Below are 24,886 nucleotides of genomic sequence, written 5' to 3' on the forward strand. Positions count from 1 at the left end.
TTAATGGGTTTTTTGTTTGAAAATTACTTTTGAGATAAAGAGTTCGTTTCCCTGTACGATATGAGCTGATGGAGTTCCGCAGTCATCACAGACAAACCTGTGGTATCTGACGGGGAAGTCTTTTTTACACTGTTCACAATGGGCAATAATATCATTGACGAGCACTTCAAGTTCCATTTCCCGATAGTAGGGGTGGTCGGTAATGAATGCATCAAATGCATTCTGAATGAGGACAGGCTGAACATTGGAAAGCAATCCTGCTGTTACCTGAACCTGCTGGATATCTTCTACTTTGGCGTCATAATGTTCTTTCAAAGTGTCAAAAATATCCTTCACTATACTTAATTCATGCATAGCTTATTGGTTTATAGGTGAAAACTGATTATCCGGAAAATGGCGGATAACCTCTTTAAGAAAAATGAATTGCAAATACCCGTAGAATGGGCTTTACAGATAATAATTAAGAAATACTGATCTTTAGATTATGGAACAAAAGATATTTGGGAAGATGGTAATGATGTACAGATTCTGAAGCAGAACCTGCAGAAACATTAGAGTTTAAATTAATCCCCCACAATACTTTATGGTAAGCAAAAAGAATAAAAGGAAGATCGAAGAAAGCTTTGTCTGCATCAAAATCATTTTCAGCCATAGAGGCAATGAATAACATCCCATGCTGTACAGCTTCGGACGATTTTAAACCAACCTGATCCTTTGAATGGCTTTCGTGAGCGTTATTTTTCCTGTCACTGGAAAGTCCTGTCATTATAGTAAGAAACAGGATCAGCAGAAAAGTAACGGATATGTAGAAAGACTTCTTCATCGGTACTGCAAATGTAAAACTTTTACCAGCCTGTGTTCTTACCAAAAACCTTTTAAAAATGTTCAAAAACGGGATTAAATGCAACGCTTTATACTCATTGGAAATAGTAGTTTTTTAAATTTATATGTTTTTACTTTATTGATAATCAGTTATGATTGTTTCGTGTTTGAATGCGGAGGGAAATTTAGAGGTCAATAATAATGTTTAAAATGGTGACTGCGAACCATAGTTTTTTTACCGTAAAAGAATGACATTTTTAAGCATTGAAATAACATGGTTTTTATTTGAACTGCAAAAAAATAGAAGTAGGATTTAAGTATTAAACTTTTCTTTTTTAATCTTTAATGTTTTATAAATACTATTTTTGTTCGGACCGATTTCAAATAGATGTTCACTAGCACTTACTCTCATGGATAAAACATCAATTAACACATATTTTCATTCCCTATTCAGTATCAAAGGGGAAGTGGTTGAAAAGATTACAGAAACCTTTAATTATTTTGAATTAAAAGCGAATACAGTTTTGTTGAATAAAGATGCGATCAGTACCAAAACCTATTTTCTGGAAAAAGGGTATGTCCGGTCGTATATACTCAATGAAGATAATGAGGAGATTACGACCCATATTTATAGAGCTCCGTGTTTTGTGAATGATTTTCTTTCCTTTTTCAGACAGCAGCCCACCAAAGAAACCTATCAAACCGTTACAGATTGTGTTTTCTGGGAGACAGGATTGGAAAATGTACAGCATAATTTCCATAATATTCCTGAATTCAGAGAGTTTAGCAGACTTCTTTTTGTCCTCAATTATTATCATATTCATGACAGGCTGATAGAAATGGCCAGCCAGAAGGCTTCAACAAGATATTTCAACCTCATGAAGAAAGATCCTGATATTTTTCAGCATGTTCCATTGAAAGTAATTGCTTCCTATCTGGGAATTAAAGACAGCTCACTGAGCCGGATCAGAAGGGATATTCATAAAATATAATTTCTTTTCATTTGTCAAGTGATAGTTCAGAAGCGATCACCCATCTTTGCTAAAAATAATTTCATGAACAAAAAACATATTGTCGTTGTAGGATTGGGTGGAGTAGGTGGTTACTTTGGTTTTAAAATAAATCAGTCCAATGAAGTTTCCGAAAAATATACGGTATCTTTTGTTGCCCGCGGAGAGACCTATGAGAAAGTAAAAGAAAACGGATTGACTCTTTTATCTCCTGAGCATTCCAATCCGCAGACTCATCCTAATGCTATTGTGCAGAACATCGGGGATATCAAAAATCCTGATCTTGTTCTGATCTGTGTAAAAGAATATGACCTTGAAAACGTCTGCAAGCAGTTACTGCCAGTCATTAACAAAGACACCATACTGCTTCCGATGATGAACGGAGCCGATATTTATGACAGAATACGTACCATAATTCCAGACCATACCGTTCTTCCAACCTGTGTGTATGTGGCTTCCCATATTAAGGAAAGAGGAACAGTAGAGCACAAAGGAAATGCCGGTAAAATAATTGTGGGAAGAGATCCTGAGCATTTTTCTACTCCGGTGGAATGGGTTACAGACTTATTGAATGAAAGTAAAATAAAGTTTGATTTTAAAGATAATTCATTAACAGCTATCTGGACGAAATTCATATTCATTGCAAGTTTCGGATTGGTAACAGCAAAGCATAATTCGTCTATGGGTGCCGTATGTACTGATGAACATCAGAAGAAAGAAGCGACCGGAATTATGAACGAAATACAACTGATTGCAACCAAAAAAGGAATTGATCTGCAGGAAGATATCATTCGTGCAACTTTTGAAAAAGCTTCTACATTTCCTTTTGAAACTCCTACTTCCTTGCAGCTTGATATCAATTCGGGAAAGAAGGAGAACGAACTGGAATTGTTTGCCGGAGCTGTGCTAAAATATGGTGCCGAAGTAGGCGTTGAAACCCCTTTTACTCAAAAAATCTATACTGAGATTAAAGAAAAATAAGTTTGGGCTAAAGCCAAAGAAGAAAAAATATAAAAAAGGGCGGGTTAAAACCCGCCCCTATTGAAATTAAATATAAAAGATAGAAGTTTAAGCACTATGCATGAATTTCTGCCGGTCCAATAGCACTTCTTCTGTTTCCCGATGGTCAGGATCATCCACACAACAGTCTACAGGACATACCGCTTTACATTGCGGTTCATCATGAAACCCTTTACATTCTGTACATTTCCCGGATACGATATAATAAACTTCATCCGATACAGCTGGATGATAATCATCGGCATTACCTTCAGTACCATCAGGAAACGTTATAGGTCCTGAAAGTTTTGTTTTGTCTTTCCAGCGCCAGTCGATAGCACCTTCGTAAATGGCTGAGTTGGGGCATTCAGGTTCGCAGGCTCCACAGTTGATACAGGCATCTGTTATTTTTATAGCCATATTGTTTGAATTTAAAGGGTTTAAAAAAGGGATTTCTTCAACGTTTCACGATTCGGAAATCCCCGCTAAACTTAATTACAGCAGTTCAATACTGTTCTTTGAAAATAAGCAGCATAAAGCGTGCTAATTTTTATTTTTAAAGGATTAATCTGCAGCGATTTCTACCGACAGTCCATCCATCTGGGCTGTAAGGTGAATCTGGCAGGCTAATCTGCTGGTTGTTTTGGTCGTAAATAATTCTGATAATAAAGCTTCTTCCATATCATTTTTTTCAGGCAGAGGAATCGTTTCACTCAAAATAAAGCAATGACAGGTTGCACACATAGCCATACCTCCACACATGGCTTCCATAGGTAATTCATAGGCTTTGCAGATATCTTTAAGACTGAGTCCCATTTCTAAAGGGCACAGTAAAGTATGTGTATTACCGTTTTGGTCGATAACGGTAATGGTAATTTCATTTTCCATAATCCTTAGTCGATAGTGGTCATTTACAGAATAACATCCCTGATCAGTATATCTGTTTCTATCATGTTATAAATGGTTTATAGTCGTTTTTCTATTTTTTTAGACGTTGCAATGCTGATGAGCTTATCAAACTTACCGGAATAGAGCTCAGAAATTTCAGTTGAATTTTCAGGGGCAAATAATGATGATCTGACAACAGGTACACTGAATGGCAGTGGCCAGGCACGCAATGACTTGGCGATAGAATCCATAGCATTGATCCCCTGCATTGCCTGAAGACCATCTGCCCAGCATACCAGCCCCACAGTTTTATCCGTGAGATAAGGCTCGTACCAACTTGCAGTGACTTCAAGCCAGTCCAGGCAGTTTTTCATCACGCCCGGAATACTTCCGTGGTAGAGTGGGGCCAGCCAGATGTGTAAGTCAGCCTCTGTAAATAGTTGAGCCATCCGTTCTACTGCCAAAGGAGTTTTGGGAAGAGTGACATCAAACAGCGGAATGCCGGAATCTGCAAGGGTAAAAACTTCAGTCCGGATTCCCAATATCTTCAGGCGTTCTGAAAAATAGTTCGAAATCAGTCCGGAAGTAGATTGAGTTCTTCTTTCCAGTGATCCGTTGAATATGATTGCTTTCATTTTTTTATTGTTTAAAAATTACTTTGGGTAATCCTATCTCGCCATACATCAACGTTTTTACGAGAGGTTTCAGAAGTCCTGCAGCCCACAAGTAAAGGGAGGGATCATGAGCTGTACTTGCACGGACAACTACCTTCTGATTTTTATAATGTTTCAGGTCAGCATAGATGAGACGGCGTTTCCAAAGATCAAGCAGAACCGTTTCTGCGTTGTTTAAATCTACATAAGAAGCATAAGGAGACAGTTTTTCCATGAGCAGCATATACGCCCAAGGCGGGATGATGGCATCCGTAGAACAGATGATTCCTACTGCCTTTTCGTTATATACAGAAAAATCTACCGCAGCAATGGATTCTTTAAACTCTTTCTCCTTGACAATCATTCCCATGAAAAGATGATTTTTGATATCCAGTTCCACAATTTCCGTTGTCGGTTTGTAATCTGAAAGATCAAGGGCAATAATACCTGAAGCTTTTGCTTTATTGATAAATGTTTCCTGATTCATAGCTGGTTTACAATCAGTGTTAATTATCTTACTTTTGACAAAGCCTCTTCATATTTTTTCTCAACAGACGACCAATCTAATACAGACCAGAAAGAATCCAGATAATCTGCCCGTTTATTCTGATAGTTCAGATAATAAGCATGTTCCCACACATCTATTCCAAGAATCGGAAAGCCCCTGTTCGTCGAAAGAACATCCATCATCGGATTATCCTGATTAGGAGTAGAGCTGATGGCCAATGATCCGTTGAACTTTACAGATAACCATACCCACCCGGAACCAAACTGTGACAAACCTGTTTTTTTCATTTCTGCCTTAAAGTTTTCAAGACTTCCAAAAGTTGCTGTTACAGCATCATTAAGCTTCCCTGCAGGATGTAGCTTGGGTTGAGGAGAAAGAATTTCCCAGAATAAAGAGTGGTTGTAGTGACCCCCTCCATTATTTCTTATCGCAGGGTTGTATTCACTTATTCTTTGCAGTAATGAATCCAGATCTGGATTGACTTCGTTGGTTTGTGCCAACGCTGCATTCAGATTATCAACATAAGCCTGATGATGACGTTGGTGGTGAATAGTCATTGTTTCTTTATCTATAAAAGGTTCCAAAGCATCATGAGCATAAGGTAGCTGTGGTAATGTAAATGGGTTCATTGTATTTATTTTTGATTAACGTATGACAAAGGTAAAAATATATTTTAATAAAACAACTTTTAGGTTGTTTTATTGATTTTAAAGTTTATCCTGATAATGCATTGTAAATGTTTGTATTAGTCTTTGTTTTTTGAGATTATAGAAAATGACTATATTTGTTGTTGAAAAATAAAACAACCTAAATATTGTCAAATGAAGAAGCCGGCTGTAGATCGTATTCTTATGTTTTTAAAGATGAGAGGTGAGGCTACTTCGCTCCTTATTGCTGAAGAATTGTCGATTACCAAAGAAGGGGCAAGAAAGCATTTGCTGAATCTTGCTCAGGAAGGGTTGATAGAATCTCTGGTGAAGAGTGAAGGGGTAGGCCGCCCCTCTACATACTATATCCTTACAGAAAAAGGACTGGCTCAGTTTCCTGATACTCATGCAGATGTAACGGTTCAAATTCTGAGATCAGTAAAAAATCTTTTGGGCGAAAATGCTTTGGAGCTATTGATCAGTGACAGGGAGAAGAACACCCATGAGCGGTATGAAAAAGTACTTTCCAAAGCAAAATCTTTAGAACAACGTCTTGATTCTCTTGCCAAGGTCCGAAGTGAAGAGGGCTACATGGCAGAATGGAAAAAAGAAGGGGAAGATTATTTTCTGATTGAAAATCATTGTCCTATATGTGCCGCTGCAACAGAATGTCAGGGCTTCTGCCGTGCAGAATTATCCAATTTTCAATCGTTGATAGGAAATGATTACAAGGTTGAAAGAATAGACCATATTATTTCCGGAGGGCAGCGCTGTGTTTATAAAATCAGCCAGTAATATATAACTCATAAAATTTATCATTCAAAAGATGGCTTTAAAAGCAGTGATATTCGATATGGACGGAGTGCTGATAGATTCAGAAAAATTCTGGACTCAGGCAGAACTTGATGTATTTTCATCATATGGTGTACAGGTCACAGAAGATCTTGCTGCGCAAACCAAATACATGACCACTCAGGAAGTGACAGAATTCTGGTATGAAAGATTTCCCTGGGATAATCTGGATGTGTCCGATTTGGAAAATAAAGTGGTAACAAGAGTGATTGAGATGATACAGACCCAAGACTGTATAATATCCGGTGTGGAGGAGTTTATCAGACACCTTAAGACTAAAGACTATAAAATAGGACTTGCGACCAATGCTCCTTTGCGGGTGGCCCATGTTGTTCTTGAAAAACTTCAGGTTCGTGACCTTTTCGACACTATTCATTCATCTGAATTTGAGATCCAGGGAAAACCTCATCCTGCTGTTTATCTTACTTCTGCAAAAAATCTGGGGATTTCTCCTGAACATTGTATTGCCATTGAAGACAGCCATTCTGGATTAAAAGCAGCAAAAGGAGCTGGAATGCAGACCATCATTTTTACCAATAATGATGAAAACATAGATTCAGACCTTGCCGATTTTAAAATACTGAACTTTAATACGGCTTTACTGCCGATGTTTAGTGAATAGCCAATCTGCTTCGCTGTGAATTTTAATATATATTATAAAAATTGACGATTGACTGCGTAGCAAATTGAGCATTGACATAACTCCAGTATCTCATACTCCAAAACCTGTACCTCGAATCTCGCACCACGTATCTCAAATTCATTACCTCGTCAAAATCTCCATCAGCATCAGGATCGTTACCAGTTTTTTAGACGACTGGTACTCCGGATTCAGCTTTTCACGGATTTCTCCCAAAGCTTTACTTAGTTTATTGCTTACCGTCTTATTGCTTATTCCCAAAGCTTCTGCTGTTTCATTGACAGACATATTTTTCCGGATCCTCATATCATATACCTGTTGTTCTGTTGAAGGGAGCTGGGCAACCACTTCATCAATCATGGACAATAAAGCAGAGATTTCATTTTCCTCAAGAATTTCAAAATAATCCGTATCCGCCATTTCAAGTTCACTGGGGATGTCAAATTCATCAATACTCAGGGTGGGAGGGGCTTTTTTATAACTGTTATAAAAATCGATGATGCGGTAATGAAGATGGCGCAGGAGATACCCTTTTGCACTTTCAGTATCATCCGTTTGTATGGCATCCGTATTCTCAAGAATCTTCATCCATAAGTTCTGCAGAATTTCTTCAGCGATTTCTTTATCCCGGGTCCGTACAAAAACAAAGTTATATAGACTATCCCAGTATCGGTCATACAGCAGCATAAATGCAGGGCGGTCGCCTGATTTTATTTTCTTTAATAATGTATAGTCTGTTGGGTTCATATTCTTGTCACAAAATTACCTAAAGGAAAATTAACTTTTTGTGAACTTTGGGTGTGTTAAGATTAAATATTTCTGAAAAACGAGGGGTAAATAGGATGTTAATGTTGAGTAAATGTGAAAAACGATGAAAATTATTAACAATTTGTTTGTAATATGAATATAATATTAATAACGCCTTAGGGAAGTTTTTCATTTTCACAGTCTTATAGATAGAAGTATCAGTGAATACGATGAAAGACTCTATGAAAAAACGTTTAACATATAGAAATATTGAAGCCTTTGTTTTCAGACTTTGGGAACGGGAAGTTTCAGGAAATACAATTTCTGAAAAGGAAAATGAACTTTTAGAAAAATGGAAGGCTTATGCAGAAAAAGATCTGGATGCTGTTCATAGGAAAGAATCCAAAGAAAGGGTTTTATCCGGGCTGGAATACTATTTCCCTCAAACGGATATTATTTCTATACGATCTGCAAAAAGTTTTAAAAGAAACCTCTATAAAATTGCAGCGGTTATTATTTTGCTTTTATCACTAGGCGGAATATTTACCTATACGATGTTCGTTAAGCCTGATGTTTATCTTGCAAAATCAGGAAACCGGATTGTTCACCTTGAAGACGGATCTGTAGTAACTCTTTTACCGGGTGCTGAACTGACCGTTGCAAAATCATTTCCCGCTTCCACCAGAATTGTGGATTTAAAAGGAGATGCTATTTTTTCCGTAGCCAAATCAAAGGTACATCCTTTCATTGTTCGTGCAGATGGTTTCAGTACAAAAGTATTGGGAACGGTATTTAAAATTTCACAGTCCGGGAATAAAAAAGCAGTTGATCTTTATGAAGGAAAAGTGGCTGTATCTTCTCCGGGAGTTCCGGTTTCTTTCCTTAAACCCAATCAGAAGTGGACAAATTTTGGGGTTTCCCATACCACAGCGGTTATTGCCCTAAAACCGGTGAAGAACTCTGCAAACAAAGTTACTGCAATATTGTCTTTAAGCTTTAATGATGTTCCATTAAAAGAAGTCGTGGCTGTTCTGGAAAGCAGTTACAACACCAAAGTATTGTATCCTAAAGAATCAGAAGATAAGAAGATTACTGCAGATTTTACCGGAGGAACAGTGGGTGAAAATATTGAATCACTGGCTTTTATCCTGGGACTGGAGGTACAGAAAAAAGAGAATACCTATATCCTGAAGAAATAAATCATTACTAAAAAAATTAAATAATCATAATCAAGAGAACACTATTAAGTATGAAAAGTTTGAAATGTGGGATTACCATAGCAGCCTTATTTTTTACTGTAGCCGCAGAGGCTCAGGAGCTGGTTCAGAAAGTAACATTTTCCGTACCTGCCAACAGACCATTGATTGAAGTTTTGGAAGAATTTGCCGGAAAAACAGGAATGAGACTGGCTTACTCCAAGGTAGATATTAAAGAGCTGAAGGTAAAAGGAGTAAAATGTGAGAATACTTCTGTCAACAGCTGTCTGAAGGATATTACCAACGGTCTTCCTGTTGTATACCGTCTGCATGGTGATCTTATTTCGATCAAATATGAAAGTTCTAACATCGCTGTACCGGGAAACGGACGTATTTCCGGTAAAATAGTAGATGAGGTGGGAAATCCCATTGCCGGGGCAGAAGTTACTATTGCTCAGAAAACTTTCGTAACGGATAATAATGGAGATTTTACAGTAGATCTTTCCTCAGGAACGTATAATCTGACCATAAAAGCTCCCCAATATAATACGCTGAGGGTTGAAAAACTATCTGTCACCAACAAAGAAACCAACTCCGTTTCATTTGCTCTGAACAAGGCTTCCGCTAAAACGACTAATATCAAAGAAGTGGTCATTACTGCAGCCCGCAAAGCAGATACACAGGCAGGGCTTCTGGCTCAGCAGAAAAAGGCAGCACAGATGAGTGACGGTATTTCAGCGGAGCAGATTTCTAAAACACCGGACAGCGATGTGGGAGGAACATTGAAAAGGGTAACGGGAATCACCACTATTGATAACAAATATGTAGTAGTACGGTCCATGGGAGAACGATGGAATACCGCAGCTATGGACGGAATCAATCTGCCAAGTACGGAAGCCTATAATCAGAACTTCTCATTTGATATCATTCCTACGGCAATGGTAGAAAGTGTAGTGGTGAGTAAATCGGCAACACCTGATATGAATGCCAGCTTTGCAGGAGGCTATGTAGAAGTAAGAACCAAAGATATTCCCAATGAAAACTTTACAACCGTAACGATGGGAACTTCTTATAACGACCAGTCAGCATTCAAAGAATTTCTGACCCGTAAGCGTGGAAAGTATGACTATTTCGGATATGATGACGGGACAAGGGATTTTCCCAAAGGATTGGAGGCAATGAACTGGACAGATCCAAAGTTTTTTGAACAGTCAAAGCAATTTACCAATGACAATTTCAGCACCTATAAAACCAGAGGTGATATGGGGTCTAATATACAATTGGCATTGGGAAGAACTTACGCGCTAAAAAACAATAACAAGTGGGGATTTGCCGGAGCATTTGTCATCAGAAATGAACAAAATAAACTGGATATAGACCATACAGGAAGAGGAAACTGGCTGGATACCACAGGAATGCCTGATGAGAACGGACAAATTCCGTTTTATAACTTTAAAAACAGCGGAGCTTCTTACAACTATAATTCTACGCTGGCAGGGATGCTGAATTTTGGTTGGCAGCTGGGAAAAAACAGGATTTCATTCCGTAATTCCTATACCCATATTTTTGATAATACCCTGACAAGAGTAACAGGATGGAATGAATACTCAACCGGGAGCGGAATGGCAGCCAATGCAGAATTAGCATATAATTATTTTTATAACGGAATCATTCCCAATAATGATCCGGCTCAGATCAAAACATTAGACAGACCTTATACAGATAATACCAATTATCCGATTTTTCAGACCCTTTTGCAAAATAAACTGGAGGGGAATCATAAAATAGGAAACACAGAGATCAGCTGGTTTGCAGCCCGTACAGGGGTTTCTTCCGATACCAAAGATTATACCCAGTATATTACCCGCTATGACTTTATCGGAAATGAGATTTTAAACTTTCATAAGATTTACAATTCCGGAGCAGATTTTTACAGAGGGTATATTGAAAACAGAGAAACAGATTACAACTACGGAGCTTCTGTCAAATGGGATATGGATGCTGGAAATTTTAAAAATAGTATCAAAACAGGATATGCAGGAACTATAAAAAGCAATACCAACCAACAGCAGAAGTTTTTCCTTCGCGTTGATGAAAACCGGGACGTTCCAGGGAGTGAGAAGAATTATTTGACGATGTATGGTTCTCTTGCTGACTGGTTTAATGGCTCTCATTATGTTCCGGGTGGTATTGGTTGGGAAACCAGAGGGTTATATAAAAATGACAAATATGAAGGGGAAGTCAATCAACATGCTGTATATGTGATGTTTGACAACCGTTGGAATAATAAATTAAGATTGGTCTGGGGACTTCGTGCAGAATATTTTAAGTACGATATGATTTCCCAGCAGCTGGATCCTTCTGATTCCAAATACATCATGAGAGCAGCAATAGAAGATAAGCCGTGGCAATTCATGCCTTCCGTGAATTTTACCTACAGCCCTACGAATAAGATCAATCTGAGACTTGCCTATAACAAATCTGTAATCCGTCCGCAGTTCAATGAAAGAACAGGACTTCCTTACTTTGATCCGATTGCCAACGGACTGATTTATAATACGGAAATGAGCTCGTCGGTTATTAATAATTACGATTTCAAATTTGAATGGTTTCCCGGTTTGGGAGAAATATTTTCAGCAGGTTTGTATTACAAAAACATAGACAGACCTATTGAACGTGAAGGTCATATATCCAGTGAAGGGAACCTTTTCTTATACAACGGAAATTCAAAAAATGCAAAGCTGTTAGGAGTTGAAGCAGAAGTGAGAAAAAGCTTAGGTTTCATTGCGGACGGGACTTTCTTGGAAAAGCTTTTCATTAGCGGAAACTTTACTTATAACCATACGAAAGTAGTTGCTTTTAAAGACCTGTATAAGACGGGTGATAATGATGAAACCTACGAAGTGAAACGTCCGCTTTACGGACAGACCCCCTATGCTTACAATCTTGGATTGATCTATGATGGAAGCCGTTTGGGATTAAGTTTTCTGTATAATGCCAAAGGTGATCAGTACATCACAGTAGGATACGCCTACAAAGGAGAGGAAATTCAGCGTCCTTATGCAGTGGCAGATGCTCAGATCTCTTACAAGTTTCTCCGTAATAAAAACGTTGAAGTGAAATTTAATGTAAGAAACCTCTTCAACAGGGTAAAAGAATATTATAACAACTTCAATTCTTATCTGGCTGCAAAAAATGGAGGGGGAAGTAATGTAGGAACAGAAAGAGAAGCATGGGAGCTTCTTCCGGGAGCAACGGACAAATATGACAAAAATATAGATAAGATTATGTTCCGGGCTTACAGTGGAAGGATGCTCAGCCTGAGCGTGAATTATACTTTTTAAAAATAAGACACCAAACAAAACCATATAAAAAGAGCTCTTAAGATAGCAGCGTACAGGTTTCGGGAACCTGATCAGAAACTGAAAAATTACTGATGATGCGCACAGCAGTACCAGTTCAGAAAAAACCGAACGTTAATCGCTTTTCCCAGGCATTAGCGGCTTTCATGGGAACTCCCGCAATGCAGTTCCTCCTGCAGCGATGGGATGAACACCAAAAAACAAATCGAAGGAATAGAGAGGAAGATATTCCTGAATATTAAAAAACTGATCTGGTATAAAAAATACAACCGGATTTTACTAAAAATTATAACAATGAAAAGACTAACTCTAATTGCAGTGGCAGCATTATCTCTTACAGCTTGTCAACACGATCAACTGGCAGATTCATCATCTCCATTCGATATGAAATCTACTTCTGCTGAATACCTTACAGCTTCGGCTCTTCCGGTAACCAGCGTTAGTGGTGCTATTACTACAAATACTACATGGAGTGGTGTAGTTGAATTAGATGGAGTTGTAACTGTAAAAGATGGAGCTACATTAACAATCCAGCCGGGTACATTCATTAAAGCTAAGCCAAACACTAGCAATACAGCTACAGGAGTTTTGGTCATTGCTAAGACAGGAAAAATAAACGCAGCAGGTACAGAAGCACAACCTATCATTTTCACAAGCTACAAATTGTTAGACGGAAATGAAGATACCACTGCTGCTCCTGGTGATTTCGGAGGAGTTATCATGCTAGGAGATGCTCCTACAAACACTCCATTCACAAAAACAATTGAGGGATTATCTGGTCCTGATTTCTATTACGGAGGTACAAATGCTTCTCATGACGGTGGAACATTGAAATATGTACGTATTGAGTTTGCAGGATACGATCTTTTGGCTCCAAATTCAGGAAATGAAATCAATGGTCTTACTTTAGGAGGAGTAGGAAATGCTACTACTTTAGATCATATTCAGGTATCTTTCGGGAAAGATGACTCTTTCGAATTCTTCGGAGGTACTGTAAACGCTTCAAACCTTGTTTCTTTTGCAGCGGATGATGATAACTTCGACTTTGACAACGGATATACAGGAACTATTACGTGTGCTCTTGCTTTGGCAGATTACAATTCTACACACAGTCTTAGCGGATCTAGCCCGGATTCTAACGGTATCGAGCTTGATAACAACGCAGACGGTTCTTCTACATCATTGTTGACTCATCCTGTTATCAACAACCTTACGATTATCGGTTCTAAGAACTCTTCTAAAGGGGCTTTGTATGAAAACGGTATCCACATCAGAAGACACGGAAGATTAACATTAAATAACGCTGTAGTTACAGGATACCCTGTGGGAATCAAAGTAGAAGGAACAGGTTCTGAACTTTCTTCAGCTTCAGCTTACAACACTATTCAGATCCACGGATTTACAACTTCAGTTACAGGAACAGGAACAGCAGGAATCCCTGCAGCGAACCTATTGACTGGAACTCCTGCATCTCTATGGGGTATGAGCCAGCCTTTCTTCAACGAAGGTGGTTGGAATGTATCTCCAAGAAACTGTGGAAACTTCCAGGGACTTTGGACAAAATATAATTTCTCCATTGTAGAATAATAAAAAACTTTAAAAAGCAGGGAACAGCATATGCTGATTCCTTGCTTTTACTTCAAAAATCTTAATAATCAGCATTATGAAAAAAATAATTTTATCATCTGTTCTGTTTTTATCTCACCTGGCTGCAGCGCAGTCTCTGGTATGGGGAAATTCTTTTGATACTCCTGCTGACCTTCAGGGATGGACTTTCCATGATTTGAACAGCAACGGTAACGGATGGGTACAGGGGCAGAATATCTACCACAACGGAACAACTATGATTTATGGTACTACCGGTGTTCTTCGCCACTCTATCAGTTTGGTTCCAACGGGAAGTGCTACAGGATTTGTTACAGAAAATGACTGGATTATTTCTCCTCAGATAGATCTTACCAACACTGCAGGAACCGTTACTTTGGCCGCAAATATCGGAAGACAGAGATCTACTCATACTATTGTTGCCAGAGAGCTTTTTATCTATGTAAGCACACCACAGAAGGAAGTTCCTACATTATCAGATTTCCAGGCAATGACGGTAGATGGGAGTGGAAATGATGTTCCAAGTCTTTATAAAATACAGGTAGGAGACTCAGCCAACCCATTTCCGGCAGATCTTACTGAATTTGTACAAGCCCTTGTAGACCTTTCTGCTTTTGCAGGGAAGAAAATCTATATCGGAATGTGGTCAAACAGAAAAACAAGCGGAAATAATGTCCAGAATATCAATATTGATGAAATAGGAATCTATGCTACCGCATTTTTGGGAACTAAGGATGTAAAAGGAAACAAAATTGTAACACAAATAGCAGAAAACCCGGTAAAAGAATCTTTACAGCTGCAACTAAACCCGGCATTGAAAGAAAATATCACCGTGGTTACTATTTACAATGCAGCAGGACAAAAAGTATTGACCACTCAGTATTCAAAAGCTATTCATATAGCAGGTTTGACATCAGGAGCTTATATAGCAGAAATTACAGATGGAAAAACGACTGAAAGGCTGAAGTTTATTAAAAAATAATTATTCTATCCCCTTAGAACCTGATTTTAGAAACACCAAGAAATTTTAAATATACAATAATGGGTAGTATTTGAAAAAGACTATCCAGAACATATCCAACTAGTTTTTTTATAATTATATATTGCCCGGCTCATGGGCCGGGCAATATTTTTAAGTTTTACAATGAAATAATTGAAGAAAGATGAATAAAATCTTTGCATTACTACTATTTTTTACCGTACTATTCTCATGTACAGACAGCAATACGATGGAGTTGTATGATAAAGTACAGAAGCCCGGAGAGGTTAATATCAAAGGATTTTCCAAACCTGATGTATTGCAGCTGAGGCTCAACGGAGCCCCTGTATCCATCGATGGAAAAATGTCCTATACCAATAAAATAGAAACGCAGCTTCAGTTTGTTCTGGATCAGGGAGAAATCAACAAACTGTCTATCTATAACAATGAAACAGGAACCGAAATTGCAAAATACAATATTACCTATGACAATATAAATGATTACAAAAACCTATACTTTTTTAATCTTCCGGGAATCTATTTACAGACCTATGCTGTAAAACCTCAGGTCAATCTTGGGAAAGTAGGTTTTGAATTTATTTTCCCCAATCAGGGCGAATTTTCAGGGACCTCTCTGAAAAATGTGAAAGGCATTTTGAAAAGAGAAAATGGAGTAGTGCTGGCAGAATTTGACAATATCGGGAAGGACAATTTTACGGCAGTGAAAATCTATAATTTTTTCAGTTCAACGGCACCTATATATCTGGAATTGTACAAACCCGGAACTTCAGAGCCTTATGCCGGATCTAAAATGATTCAGGTGAAATTGAAACAGCATACAGGTGCCAACATGATAGTCCTTCAGGAAAAAATGGAAAATGGAGAATGGGTGGTAAAAGGAGATATAGATGTAGCAGAATATCTGTAATTGCGTATGAAAAACTTTCTAAAACTTCAACTGATTATTGCTGTCTTTCTCATTTCATGTACGAATAATGATGAAAGCGCACCTGTTTTCCCCGATGGAAGTACAGAGTCTGTGAATCTCTGGGTTCAGGACAGTATGAGACGATACTATTATTGGGCAGATCAGATGCCTGCTAAACCTGACTATCGTCTTTCTACCAAAGATTTTTTTAAGAGTCTGCTGTCTTCTCAGGATCGGTTTTCTTTCATGGTCAATACTGAAGATTCTTCCACCTATCCGCGGTCTATAAGGAATATGTATGGTTTTGATTACACTATTGTTCAGCTTCCGAATAATGAGGTGGTTACTGTTGTGAAACTGGTCCTTCAGAATTCTCCAGCCTTCAACGCAGGGTTGGAAAGAGGAATGATCATTACCAAAATCAATGGGAAAACAATTACCGCATCTAATGCTGAGGCAATGGCTTCTTCCATTAAAGATCAAACTGTAATAGACCTTACCGTAGGAAAATGGCAAAATGGAGCCATTGCTGATCAAAAGAATATTACAGTTTACTATGGATTCTCTTTTGAACAACCTATTTTATCAAAAATTTTTGAGAAAAACGGTAAAAAAGTAGGATACCTGTATATCTACGATTTTCCTGATGGAATGACACAGGTATTGAATCAGAAGTTTACGGAATTTAAGGCTGCCGGAGTACAACAGCTGATTCTTGATCTCCGATACAATTATGGAGGTTCAGTATCGTCTGCAGCTGCGCTCTGTTCACTGATTCCTTCAGGGTTGTCACCTAGTTCACCATTCATCATTTTTAAAGGAAATAAAAACGGTGGCGAAGTAAAAAGATCATTTGCCGAGCAGATTGCTTATGATCCCAAGGCACTGGATTTTGCCACCTTACGTGCCAACGCATTGGGATTACAGAAAGTGTTTATCCTTACCTCCAACAGTACAGCATCCGCAGCAGAAATTGTTGTCAATAACCTGAAACCTTATATGCAGGTGATTCAGATCGGAGATACTACGCTGGGGAAAGATATGGCCGGATTTGTAGTGGAGGACAAACGTAAGCCGAGAAAAATTTCCTGGCAGATTCATCCGGTGATTTATAAAGTATTTAATGCCAATGGAGCGGGAGAATACAATAATGGAATTTCACCACAGATCATCGTCAATGAATACGCCGGGCTGCCATTATTACCTTTGGGTGATCCTAATGAAACCCTTATTTCTTCTGCCTTAAACGGAGGTTACTTCAAATCTTCAGATCAGGAAAAGATGAATGGGAATGTTAAGATTTTATACCAGAGTGATGTGCCTTCGGCAGTATTGGGGAAATAATATTGGAGGTGACAGAACACAGGGCAAAAAGGTGAATTTGCTCATTACCCCAACTCATTTACTGTAATAATAAATAAAAAAGATAGAGAATAGTAAAAGTAAAATTTATAAAGCCTTTTTTTGCTCTTTGCTTATTCAAGAACTCAATAAAATCATAAAATCATGCAGGGAATAGAACCCAAACTTCACATGAACCTGACCAGCCGAGTTGAATATTACCGTCTGCTGATAGAAGCTGCAGAAGACCCTGAAAGCCAGCCTTCAGATGTCATTACACAGATTTCAGAACTGGGTCATCTGTATGAAGAATATCTTCTGAACAAAAAGAACCTGGAAAACAGCATCAAAAATTACCGTGAATATCATAATGATTTAAGGAAAAAACTGACGTCAAGACTTCGTGAACTGAGAAGAAAGGCAAGACAGAAATAACCTCTGAAATCTGCTTTGTCCGCTGATTGTATTGCGAAATTCTTACCTTTATAGCATCAAGTTGAAGGACGACGCATTTATGGATTTTCATGAGACAGTACTTTCCGGTTATTTACAATTGTTTTGGCAGTTTTCCTGGCCACAGTGGATAGTATTCAGTCTTATCATGAATGCTTTTATGTATCTTTTTTCCATTGGCCTATATATTTTCATCGAAAAAACCTGCCATAAAAGTCAGTTACAGGAGAAAAATCACCCTGTTACAAGATCCGATTTTTATCTAAGCCTGCTTACCATAGTATGTAACAGTTTTGTGATGCTGCTTGGGGCTTTTTTATGGAAAAACGGATGGATTGTACTTGGACAGGATCAATCTATGTTTGACATATTAGCCGAAGTCATTGTTCTGCTTCTTTTGATGGATCTTCTTATGTATTTCTTTCATTTCGCAGCGCATTTACCCTTTATCTACAAAATACTGCATGGAAAACATCACGAGCATGTAAGCACCAATTTTCTAAGTCTTTTTGTTTTGCATCCTTTCGAAACCATAGGATTTGGATTGATGATGCTGGTTTTGCTCATCGGTTACGATTTCTCTGTAGTTTCTATTTCAATATATCTTTTGCTGAATCTGATCTGGGGAACCATCGGTCATCTGAACAGAGAGTTTTTTCCAGCTTCGTTTGATCGTTTTTTTGTGGGAACAACAAGGTTTCACAACCAACACCATTTGGATGAAAGTAAAAATTTCGGATTTTATACTTCTGTCTGGGATAGATTATTTGGGACATATAAATAGGAGGGACGTTGGAGGCTGGAAGAGCGAGGCTGTTACAGCCTTTATTAAAATAGAACTTTTAAGTAAGGTGATTTTTAAACGCAAAGTTTAAAAAGAAATTACTTGCTTTTGAGACAGCAAAGAGTTGCAGCAAAGCTGCATAAAAAGCTCCTGGATAAACCTTCTGCTTCATCCGTTGATTGCAAATCAACTTCTTCTTAGCTTCCTTACAATATTACTCAATTTTAAATAAACTTTGCGTTGAATAATTTATAAGATTATAAACTATTAAGAAGAATGAAAAAATGAAGAGCATTAAGACGAGCTTTACTTTGATGGATTGGTTTATTTTTGCTCGCAGATCAATGAGATTACGCAGATTTTTTTTAGATTTCCTTCATCTGCAAAATCAACGAGATATAAAATTTAAAAATAAAACTGTAGTCTCTGCTTCATCCGTTGATTGTAAATCAACTCTTTCTTAGCTTCCTTAAAATATTACTCAATTTTAGATAAACTTTGCGTTGAATAACTCTAAGATTATGAACCCTTAAGAAGAAAAATGAAGAGTATTAAGATGAACTAAAACCATGAGATTGCTTCACCTGCGGTTCGCAATGGCAGAATAGCTCAACTTAATACTCTTAAAACCTTATCAACCTTAATGGTTTAAAGACTATTTTTATTTGCCAGTTTTCACCGCTGATTTTATTGCTTTCTCAACAATTCTCCAGTCATAAAAGTGAAATACCCTGCCGTTACTCATAGCAACAAAAACTCCTTTAGGAAATTTTGGACCTAAATTAACATTCGTCACTTCAGAACCATCACTTTCCAGTGTAGAAACAGGGATTTCTGCAATTCTTCCTTTAGACTGATCTTGTCTTAGATAGACATTGAATGTATCATTCTGCTGATTTGAAACCAGAATATATCCTTTTCCTTTAGAAGTAGGGTAGATCGAAATTCCTTCTACGTCAGATTTAAAATCTCCTTTCCCGAAAACTGATAATTCCTCATTGCCTTTCGCAGGATCTGCGTAATATTTGTGAACTCCGAACTGCTCATCAGAATAATAGATGTAACCCATTTCATCATCTACAGCAATACTTTCAATCTCTTTCAGGCCGCTGTATTTTCCGAATTTACGCACAACTTCTCCTGTGATGGAATCATTTTTTTCAGAAAGTTTATACTGCCAGAGATACCCGTCACTTGGACCGGATTTTCTTCCCACAATAACAAATATATCTCCTGTATCAGAATTTTTATACATGGAAACTCCCATTGGGCCACGTTCTGACTCTCCGTTAAATACAGAAATCTCTCCGATTTCTTTCAGCTCAGGAAGCGTATATAATTTTACTTTATTGGTTTCTCTTTCAGTGACTGCTGCGATATCTGTTTTTTTACCGTTGATCATAAAACCATATTCAATATCAACGTTATTAGGACGTTTCAATCCTAAAGCCTTATTGATGATTTTTCCGTTAAGGTCAAAGGCATACAGCCCTCCATCAGTATCTTTATCTGTTCCGATGATGATACTTTTTGAAGCATCCTGAGGATTGATCCAAATGGCAGGATCATCGGTATCATGAGCGACAGTTTCCGTAATAACGGTAGGTTTTAATTTTTCTGTTAAATCTTTCTGCCCAGTACAGTTGATCACAAAAGGAAGAACTGAAAGAGCTAATATATAATGTATGTTTTTCATGTGTATTTTAAAAATCAAATTTCACCCCCATTGTAAACCTTGGTCTGTAATATTCTGCCTGGGCGGTTCTGCTTTGGATTCCCTGGTAATATCTTAACGGCTGATTGGTCAGATTATTGGCTTCTGCGAAAACTCTAAGCTGGCTTGTAATCTTGTAAGAAGCATTGGCATCAAGGAAAAACTGCTTATCATAATAACGGTCATCAAACGCCTTGCCACCCAGTTCGTCGATATAATGAGAAGCATAATTCATAGAAATCCTTGCGGAAAAACGTTTGTTTTCCCATGAAAGAGATCCATTGAACATATGAGGAGCTGCTCCCGGAAGACCTACATCTGTCCTTTCAACACCATCTTCATTGGTAATTCCTTTTGCTTTAGATTTAGTGTAGGTATAGTTTACATAGACTCCAAGTCCTTTCCAGAAAGCTCCCGGAATAAAATCAAGCTGTCTTTGCAAAGCGACTTCAAAACCATAAATATCTACATTGTCACCATTACGCTGCTGGGTAAATTTCCAGTTGCTTTCTCCGGTAGGAATAGGATTGGTTTGTCCTGCAAAGTCATTCGCAAAATCGTTTGCTGTATAATTTCTTTTGGAATAGGTGTAAATAAAGTCATTCAGGTTTTTATAAAAAATTCCTCCTGAAAGAATTCCCACAGACTTAAAATACTTTTCTGCCATGAAATCAAAATTATAAGCATAGGTTGCCTTTAAGTTTGGGTTTCCGGCAGCAACGATCTCATCCTCCGAAATAACGTTAAGATAAGGAACCAGTGAGTAGTAGTTCGGGCGGGCAATTGCCGTAGTAAAAGCTGCACGAAGCACAAGATCCTGTACCGGAACATATTTGAAGGAAATATTCGGAAGTACGTTCGTATATGTATTGGTATTATTGATTTGTCCCACCAGATCCTTTTCATTCATCACGTAGTTTCCGGTATAATCAATCTGTGTAGTTTCAATACGTGCTCCGACAATCATGGATAGTTTATCATTAAAATCCTGATCCCAACGGATATAACCTGCATAAATCTGCTCTTTTGCACTGTAGTTGCTTGAAAGATATTTTTCAGGTTTCAGGGTACCCTTGAACAAATTTGGATTGAATAAATCCAGACCTCCAAGATAAGAAGGATCTACGAAGGTTCCCGGCACATAATTTCCTGGTTGAAAGTTCTGACCATCAAGAGATACTGTTGGCACAGACAAAAGGCTTCCCATAGGGTTGATTGGTGTGAATGCATAGAAATCATTATCTCTTTCCTTTTTCTTCAAACGCATACGCAAACCGGTACGAAGACGCCCTTTCTGGCCATCAATCACTGAAAATGGAAAACGAATATTCACTTTTGCTCCCAATTCTTTTTCCTGTGTAAAACTGTTGGCATCCGAAAGATCACTTAACTTATAACTGCCTAAATTATCTGCAGCAAGGAGATTGAACATCGGTTTTTCAGGATTGCTAAGGTCAGGAGAGAAATTCATCTTGCTGTTTTCAAACTCTATATAACGCTGATGAGGTTTGTCCTCACTTGCTGTTGCATAATTTATTGACCAGTCGAGATCCACTTTGGAACCTAATAAATGTTCTCCTCTTAAAGCATAATTCTGAACTTTTTGTTTTTCCAGACGCGTATTGTCATTATCTGCGTCACCTCCTTTATTTTGTCTTGTGATACTTCCTTTCCAGCCTGTAATCTCTGTTTCGTCAGCATTGTAAACCGGTTTTATTTTATATCCTAATGCAAACCTGTTTTCTTTATCGTTTCTGAAATTATACATTGCAGAAGCATAGATCTTGTTTTTGGAATTGAATTCATAATCCATATTAAGATCAAAACTGTGTCTGATACGATGTTCATTATAATAACGGACTCCCATTTTGCTTACATAGACTGTTTGTGCAATATCGTTAGCCTGGCTCCACACAGGTTCTATATTATCCGAACCAAAATTGTTGTTATTATAAGAAAAACTGAATACAGCCCCCAATTTTTTATCTAAAAATCGGTTTCCATATACAAATCCGGCAGTGTAATTTCCTTTTTCACGGATCGGGTTGTATCCGCCGGCAACGGTTGCAGAAATTCTTTGTCCATTTGGGGAAGCTCTGGTAATCAGGTTTACAGAACCTCCGATGGCATCAGCATCCATATCAGGAGTGAGCGTTTTGTTGACTTCTATGGTGGAGATCATGTCAGAAGGGATCAGGTCCATCTGCACATTACGATTATCTCCTTCGGCAGACGGAATTCTGTCACCGTTTAGGGTAACTGAATTAAGATTGGGGGCAAGCCCTCTGATGATAAGGTTTCTGGCCTCACCCTGGTCATTCTGTATCGTAATTCCCGGAACACGCTTCAAAGCATCCCCGATATTGGCATCAGGAAAACGTCCGATCTGATCTGAAGAAATTACATTGGTAATATTGGCATTGCTTTTTTGTTTATTTAAGGCTCTTGCCTGGTTTTTTAAAGTAGATCCTGAAACGACAACTTCTGCAATAGATGTTTCTTTTTTGTCGAAAACGATATTTTGCCGCGTGTTTTTTTCAGGTTCAACAGTGATGGTATATTCATGAACACCATAGCCGAGATAATCAATTTTCATGGTATAACTTCCTGGAGGAACATTCAGGAAAACAAAGTTTCCGTGCTCATCTGAGGTCGTATAAATATTTCCCGGACTTAGGGAGATTTTGGCTCCCGGCAGGGCTATTTTCGAGTCGTCATTAATGTTTCCGGACAAAGAACCGGTCTGTGCATAGAAAAAAATAGAGGCACAAAATAAAACAGATGTAAAAATTTTCTTCACTTTTCCTTTTTTAGATAAAAATCACAACGAAATTAAACATCTGTTTGGAAAAGGAGTTGAAGAGAAAATTAAGGTTTTCTTAAGAATTGTTAATATAGAAACTGTGTGTTGAAAGGTAATACAGATTTGTTATCTAGATTTCAGAACCAAGATTTTTTTCAGTATGATTTCCTTCCACCAGCAAAGTCAGTTCATCACATCGTATAATTTTATGATTCAGTATGGTAAATTCTGCTAATACTTTATGAGAAGCAGAACTTCCGTCTTTTAATATGGATCTTGCCACATGATTGGTAAAGATGATCTTCCCATTTTCAGCATGGTTGATGATCTCAATCTTCTGTTCAGCCACTTTTTCTTTCAATTTTTTAATATGAAGAACAAATTGTTCATAATTTAATTGCTGGTGATCAACCGATTGAATGTAGTCTTTTGAAAAATATTTTTCAATTAATAATTCGTCAAATACCGGGTTTTCTAATACCTCTTTGAATACTTGTTGGATAAAATGTTTCATAATTTTTTATTTGAAACAAAATTACCACAGGGATGGATGATCAGACGATAACAATTGTAAAGAAATTATCTGCGGTTCCGGATTCTGCTCAGTGAGACACTGGTAATTCCAAGATAGGAAGCGATATAGTGTTGTGGGAAGCGAAGCAGAAGCTCTGGCCTACCTTTTAAAAGCTGTTCATATCTTTTCTGTGGAGAATCTTTAATAAAGGAGATCAGCCGTTGGTTGATTTCACTGAAACGTTTGTAAAAAAGAGGGTGAAAAGTTTGCTGAAATTCCTGATTTTCCATGAGTTTGTGAAAAGTATCAGCATGAAGTTCATATACAGTAGTAGGTTCCAATGTTTCAATAATAAATTCACTGGGCGTACCATTCAGAAAGCTGTCAAACGAAGATACAGCCTGATTTTCTGTGATAAATTCCAAAGTAAGTTCTTTGCCATCCTGATAGAAAAACTCTCTTAAGGCTCCGCTTTTTACAAAGAACATCTTATCTGAAACTTTTCCTTCATCAAGAAGTATTGTTTTAGCAGGATAGGTAACTTCGACTAATAAATGAAGCTCTGTTTTTAAAAGAGAATGAATATCTGGAATGTTCATATCTGGTCTGGATTAAGGTAAAGTGGCCTGATCATTTTAAATAAACCCTCTTGCATAATAAAGCTGAACAGCAAAGAAAAGTACTGTGAAAAACCACACAACATAAGGATGGTAACTGAAATTGTTCTTCAAAATGTAGTGCAGTGCTTTGAAAAGCTTAAATACACCAATGATTCCAACAATCATAAAAACCAGAAAGACCAGAAAAAACAAATAGTCTCTTGTTCCATATTCACTCACCTTGCCAAGACGATCCAGATAAGACTCTACATTCAAAGTTTGTCCCAAAAACATAGCTGAACTGATTAGTATAAAAAATGGAGTAGAGGTATACACAGTGGTATAAATGAAAGAAAACAACAGCGTTCTGAAAGCAACGGTATTTATTTTTTCCTTTTTGTACCATAATAAAGCAACACTGAACAGGACTGCAGTAATATTATTCATCAGGAATATAAACAGTGCCTTTTCCACCATACTTAGTCCCTTGATCTTTGAAATAACGTTGTGCTCACCACCGTAATCCATTAAAAGGACAGAGATAATGACAGAGGTATAAACGGAAAGCTTGATAGGAGAGAGGTAATCCTGAAAACGTTCCGTCTCTTCTTTTTCCATCTCGTGTACAGAAAGATCATAGCAGCGGCGGGGATCCTGAAACAATTTGAAAACGGTTACCGGAACCAATAATATTTCAATAATAATCTGCAGACACAGCTTCTCAAAGCTATCGATCAACTTTTCAAACATACACAGGAGGATTAGGGAACGCCTATGCAATTTAAATAAATTTTGAATTATATATCAAAAATAAAATAGGAGAACAAAAAGAGTGGACGGTT

Annotated in this window: 26 protein-coding genes; 13 read left to right on the forward strand and 13 right to left on the reverse strand. The window is 37.7% G+C overall.

What is annotated here, in order from left to right; all coding sequences use genetic code 11:
- Both DBR39_RS23810 and DBR39_RS23815 read right to left on the reverse strand, forming a co-directional pair.
- Complete coding sequence (locus DBR39_RS23810) at window positions 1–354, reverse strand: hydrogenase maturation nickel metallochaperone HypA (protein WP_124537152.1); 354 nt, start codon at window positions 352–354, stop codon at window positions 1–3.
- 106 nt (window positions 355–460) lie between these two features.
- Window positions 461–889, reverse strand: coding sequence for a hypothetical protein (locus tag DBR39_RS23815; protein ID WP_124537153.1), 429 nt, complete (start codon window positions 887–889; stop codon window positions 461–463).
- Window positions 890–1,232: 343 nt separating this feature from the next.
- On the opposite strand from DBR39_RS23815, the gene DBR39_RS23820 reads away from it, so the two are divergent.
- Both DBR39_RS23820 and DBR39_RS23825 read left to right on the forward strand, forming a co-directional pair.
- Window positions 1,233–1,814, forward strand: coding sequence for a Crp/Fnr family transcriptional regulator (locus DBR39_RS23820; RefSeq protein ID WP_124537154.1), 582 nt, complete (start codon window positions 1,233–1,235; stop codon window positions 1,812–1,814).
- A gap of 63 nt (window positions 1,815–1,877) precedes the next feature.
- Window positions 1,878–2,813 carry a ketopantoate reductase family protein gene (locus DBR39_RS23825; RefSeq protein ID WP_124537155.1) on the forward strand — a complete coding sequence of 312 codons (936 nt, stop codon included), beginning with the start codon at window positions 1,878–1,880 and terminating at the stop codon, window positions 2,811–2,813.
- 87 nt (window positions 2,814–2,900) lie between these two features.
- Here the strand turns inward: DBR39_RS23825 and DBR39_RS23830 are convergent, their stop codons facing one another.
- From DBR39_RS23830 to DBR39_RS23850, 5 genes are all read right to left on the reverse strand, one after another.
- Window positions 2,901–3,251: a 4Fe-4S dicluster domain-containing protein gene (locus tag DBR39_RS23830; RefSeq protein ID WP_124537156.1), complete on the reverse strand. Its 351-nt coding sequence runs from the start codon at window positions 3,249–3,251 to the stop codon at window positions 2,901–2,903.
- A gap of 144 nt (window positions 3,252–3,395) precedes the next feature.
- Window positions 3,396–3,719 carry a 2Fe-2S iron-sulfur cluster-binding protein gene (locus tag DBR39_RS23835; RefSeq protein ID WP_124537157.1) on the reverse strand — a complete coding sequence of 108 codons (324 nt, stop codon included), beginning with the start codon at window positions 3,717–3,719 and terminating at the stop codon, window positions 3,396–3,398.
- A 77-nt stretch (window positions 3,720–3,796) separates the two neighbouring features.
- Window positions 3,797–4,354, reverse strand: coding sequence for an NADPH-dependent FMN reductase (locus tag DBR39_RS23840; RefSeq protein WP_124537158.1), 558 nt, complete (start codon window positions 4,352–4,354; stop codon window positions 3,797–3,799).
- Window positions 4,355–4,358: 4 nt separating this feature from the next.
- The gene (locus DBR39_RS23845) at window positions 4,359–4,859 is read right to left on the reverse strand and encodes a DUF2480 family protein (RefSeq protein WP_124537159.1); all 501 of its coding nucleotides are present in this window, start codon (window positions 4,857–4,859) and stop codon (window positions 4,359–4,361) included.
- 23 nt (window positions 4,860–4,882) lie between these two features.
- The gene (locus DBR39_RS23850) at window positions 4,883–5,509 is read right to left on the reverse strand and encodes a superoxide dismutase (RefSeq protein ID WP_124537160.1); all 627 of its coding nucleotides are present in this window, start codon (window positions 5,507–5,509) and stop codon (window positions 4,883–4,885) included.
- A 192-nt stretch (window positions 5,510–5,701) separates the two neighbouring features.
- Here DBR39_RS23850 and DBR39_RS23855 point away from each other — a divergent pair, with 192 nt between their 5' ends.
- Window positions 5,702–6,322 carry a helix-turn-helix transcriptional regulator gene (locus DBR39_RS23855; protein ID WP_124537161.1) on the forward strand — a complete coding sequence of 207 codons (621 nt, stop codon included), beginning with the start codon at window positions 5,702–5,704 and terminating at the stop codon, window positions 6,320–6,322.
- 31 nt (window positions 6,323–6,353) lie between these two features.
- The gene (gene hxpB, locus DBR39_RS23860) at window positions 6,354–7,001 is read left to right on the forward strand and encodes a hexitol phosphatase HxpB (RefSeq protein ID WP_124537162.1); all 648 of its coding nucleotides are present in this window, start codon (window positions 6,354–6,356) and stop codon (window positions 6,999–7,001) included.
- A gap of 141 nt (window positions 7,002–7,142) precedes the next feature.
- On the opposite strand, the gene DBR39_RS23865 is transcribed toward hxpB, so the two are convergent.
- Window positions 7,143–7,766, reverse strand: a complete 624-nt coding sequence (locus DBR39_RS23865; RefSeq protein WP_124537163.1) for an RNA polymerase sigma factor — start codon at window positions 7,764–7,766, stop codon at window positions 7,143–7,145.
- A 242-nt stretch (window positions 7,767–8,008) separates the two neighbouring features.
- Here DBR39_RS23865 and DBR39_RS23870 point away from each other — a divergent pair, with 242 nt between their 5' ends.
- From DBR39_RS23870 to DBR39_RS23905, 9 genes are all read left to right on the forward strand, one after another.
- Window positions 8,009–8,965 (forward strand): FecR family protein, encoded by a 957-nt coding sequence (locus tag DBR39_RS23870; protein WP_228447909.1) that lies wholly within the window; start codon window positions 8,009–8,011, stop codon window positions 8,963–8,965.
- Window positions 8,966–9,015: 50 nt separating this feature from the next.
- Window positions 9,016–12,306, forward strand: a complete 3,291-nt coding sequence (locus DBR39_RS23875) for a TonB-dependent receptor (RefSeq protein WP_124537165.1) — start codon at window positions 9,016–9,018, stop codon at window positions 12,304–12,306.
- A gap of 92 nt (window positions 12,307–12,398) precedes the next feature.
- Entirely contained in the window at window positions 12,399–12,566 is a 168-nt protein-coding gene (locus DBR39_RS24420) for a hypothetical protein (RefSeq protein ID WP_185147257.1), read from the forward strand.
- A gap of 52 nt (window positions 12,567–12,618) precedes the next feature.
- Window positions 12,619–13,911 carry a hypothetical protein gene (locus DBR39_RS23880; RefSeq protein ID WP_103232991.1) on the forward strand — a complete coding sequence of 431 codons (1,293 nt, stop codon included), beginning with the start codon at window positions 12,619–12,621 and terminating at the stop codon, window positions 13,909–13,911.
- A gap of 76 nt (window positions 13,912–13,987) precedes the next feature.
- Complete coding sequence (locus DBR39_RS23885) at window positions 13,988–14,911, forward strand: T9SS-dependent choice-of-anchor J family protein (RefSeq protein ID WP_124537166.1); 924 nt, start codon at window positions 13,988–13,990, stop codon at window positions 14,909–14,911.
- 181 nt (window positions 14,912–15,092) lie between these two features.
- On the forward strand, window positions 15,093–15,836 hold the full coding sequence (locus DBR39_RS23890; RefSeq protein WP_228447910.1) for a hypothetical protein: 744 nt from the start codon (window positions 15,093–15,095) through the stop codon (window positions 15,834–15,836).
- Between the two features lie 6 nt (window positions 15,837–15,842).
- Entirely contained in the window at window positions 15,843–17,180 is a 1,338-nt protein-coding gene (locus DBR39_RS23895) for a S41 family peptidase (RefSeq protein ID WP_124537167.1), read from the forward strand.
- A 162-nt stretch (window positions 17,181–17,342) separates the two neighbouring features.
- Complete coding sequence (locus tag DBR39_RS23900) at window positions 17,343–17,612, forward strand: hypothetical protein (RefSeq protein WP_103232987.1); 270 nt, start codon at window positions 17,343–17,345, stop codon at window positions 17,610–17,612.
- A 61-nt stretch (window positions 17,613–17,673) separates the two neighbouring features.
- A complete protein-coding gene (locus DBR39_RS23905) occupies window positions 17,674–18,414 on the forward strand; it encodes a sterol desaturase family protein (protein WP_228447911.1) in 741 nt (246 codons plus the stop codon).
- 661 nt (window positions 18,415–19,075) lie between these two features.
- On the opposite strand, the gene DBR39_RS23910 is transcribed toward DBR39_RS23905, so the two are convergent.
- From DBR39_RS23910 to DBR39_RS23930, 5 genes are all read right to left on the reverse strand, one after another.
- Window positions 19,076–20,110 (reverse strand): phytase, encoded by a 1,035-nt coding sequence (locus DBR39_RS23910; protein WP_185147258.1) that lies wholly within the window; start codon window positions 20,108–20,110, stop codon window positions 19,076–19,078.
- Between the two features lie 7 nt (window positions 20,111–20,117).
- Window positions 20,118–22,928, reverse strand: coding sequence for a TonB-dependent receptor (locus tag DBR39_RS23915; RefSeq protein ID WP_124537169.1), 2,811 nt, complete (start codon window positions 22,926–22,928; stop codon window positions 20,118–20,120).
- Window positions 22,929–23,061: 133 nt separating this feature from the next.
- Entirely contained in the window at window positions 23,062–23,445 is a 384-nt protein-coding gene (locus DBR39_RS23920; protein WP_124537170.1) for a hypothetical protein, read from the reverse strand.
- Between the two features lie 65 nt (window positions 23,446–23,510).
- On the reverse strand, window positions 23,511–24,044 hold the full coding sequence (locus tag DBR39_RS23925; protein ID WP_124537171.1) for a Crp/Fnr family transcriptional regulator: 534 nt from the start codon (window positions 24,042–24,044) through the stop codon (window positions 23,511–23,513).
- Between the two features lie 36 nt (window positions 24,045–24,080).
- Window positions 24,081–24,794, reverse strand: coding sequence for a hypothetical protein (locus DBR39_RS23930; RefSeq protein ID WP_124537172.1), 714 nt, complete (start codon window positions 24,792–24,794; stop codon window positions 24,081–24,083).
- Window positions 24,795–24,886 lie beyond the last annotated feature (92 nt).

Origin of the sequence: Chryseobacterium sp. KBW03 (assembly GCF_003852415.1) — a bacterium.
In the GTDB taxonomy this organism is placed as follows: domain Bacteria; phylum Bacteroidota; class Bacteroidia; order Flavobacteriales; family Weeksellaceae; genus Chryseobacterium; species Chryseobacterium viscerum.

Bases quoted from the DNA above. Each gene is read 5' to 3' on its own strand.
- DBR39_RS23810 (WP_124537152.1), bottom strand. From the start codon at position 354: ATGCATGAATTAAGTATAGTGAAGGATATTTTTGACACTTTGAAAGAA.
- DBR39_RS23820 (WP_124537154.1), top strand. From the start codon at position 1,233: ATGGATAAAACATCAATTAACACATATTTTCATTCCCTATTCAGTATC.
- DBR39_RS23825 (WP_124537155.1), top strand. From the start codon at position 1,878: ATGAACAAAAAACATATTGTCGTTGTAGGATTGGGTGGAGTAGGTGGT.
- DBR39_RS23830 (WP_124537156.1), bottom strand. From the start codon at position 3,251: ATGGCTATAAAAATAACAGATGCCTGTATCAACTGTGGAGCCTGCGAA.
- DBR39_RS23835 (WP_124537157.1), bottom strand. From the start codon at position 3,719: ATGGAAAATGAAATTACCATTACCGTTATCGACCAAAACGGTAATACA.
- DBR39_RS23840 (WP_124537158.1), bottom strand. From the start codon at position 4,354: ATGAAAGCAATCATATTCAACGGATCACTGGAAAGAAGAACTCAATCT.
- DBR39_RS23845 (WP_124537159.1), bottom strand. From the start codon at position 4,859: ATGAATCAGGAAACATTTATCAATAAAGCAAAAGCTTCAGGTATTATT.
- DBR39_RS23850 (WP_124537160.1), bottom strand. From the start codon at position 5,509: ATGAACCCATTTACATTACCACAGCTACCTTATGCTCATGATGCTTTG.
- DBR39_RS23855 (WP_124537161.1), top strand. From the start codon at position 5,702: ATGAAGAAGCCGGCTGTAGATCGTATTCTTATGTTTTTAAAGATGAGA.
- hxpB (WP_124537162.1), top strand. From the start codon at position 6,354: ATGGCTTTAAAAGCAGTGATATTCGATATGGACGGAGTGCTGATAGAT.
- DBR39_RS23865 (WP_124537163.1), bottom strand. From the start codon at position 7,766: ATGAACCCAACAGACTATACATTATTAAAGAAAATAAAATCAGGCGAC.
- DBR39_RS23870 (WP_228447909.1), top strand. From the start codon at position 8,009: ATGAAAAAACGTTTAACATATAGAAATATTGAAGCCTTTGTTTTCAGA.
- DBR39_RS23875 (WP_124537165.1), top strand. From the start codon at position 9,016: ATGAAAAGTTTGAAATGTGGGATTACCATAGCAGCCTTATTTTTTACT.
- DBR39_RS24420 (WP_185147257.1), top strand. From the start codon at position 12,399: ATGATGCGCACAGCAGTACCAGTTCAGAAAAAACCGAACGTTAATCGC.
- DBR39_RS23880 (WP_103232991.1), top strand. From the start codon at position 12,619: ATGAAAAGACTAACTCTAATTGCAGTGGCAGCATTATCTCTTACAGCT.
- DBR39_RS23885 (WP_124537166.1), top strand. From the start codon at position 13,988: ATGAAAAAAATAATTTTATCATCTGTTCTGTTTTTATCTCACCTGGCT.
- DBR39_RS23890 (WP_228447910.1), top strand. From the start codon at position 15,093: ATGAATAAAATCTTTGCATTACTACTATTTTTTACCGTACTATTCTCA.
- DBR39_RS23895 (WP_124537167.1), top strand. From the start codon at position 15,843: ATGAAAAACTTTCTAAAACTTCAACTGATTATTGCTGTCTTTCTCATT.
- DBR39_RS23900 (WP_103232987.1), top strand. From the start codon at position 17,343: ATGCAGGGAATAGAACCCAAACTTCACATGAACCTGACCAGCCGAGTT.
- DBR39_RS23910 (WP_185147258.1), bottom strand. From the start codon at position 20,110: ATGAAAAACATACATTATATATTAGCTCTTTCAGTTCTTCCTTTTGTG.
- DBR39_RS23920 (WP_124537170.1), bottom strand. From the start codon at position 23,445: ATGAAACATTTTATCCAACAAGTATTCAAAGAGGTATTAGAAAACCCG.
- DBR39_RS23925 (WP_124537171.1), bottom strand. From the start codon at position 24,044: ATGAACATTCCAGATATTCATTCTCTTTTAAAAACAGAGCTTCATTTA.
- DBR39_RS23930 (WP_124537172.1), bottom strand. From the start codon at position 24,794: ATGTTTGAAAAGTTGATCGATAGCTTTGAGAAGCTGTGTCTGCAGATT.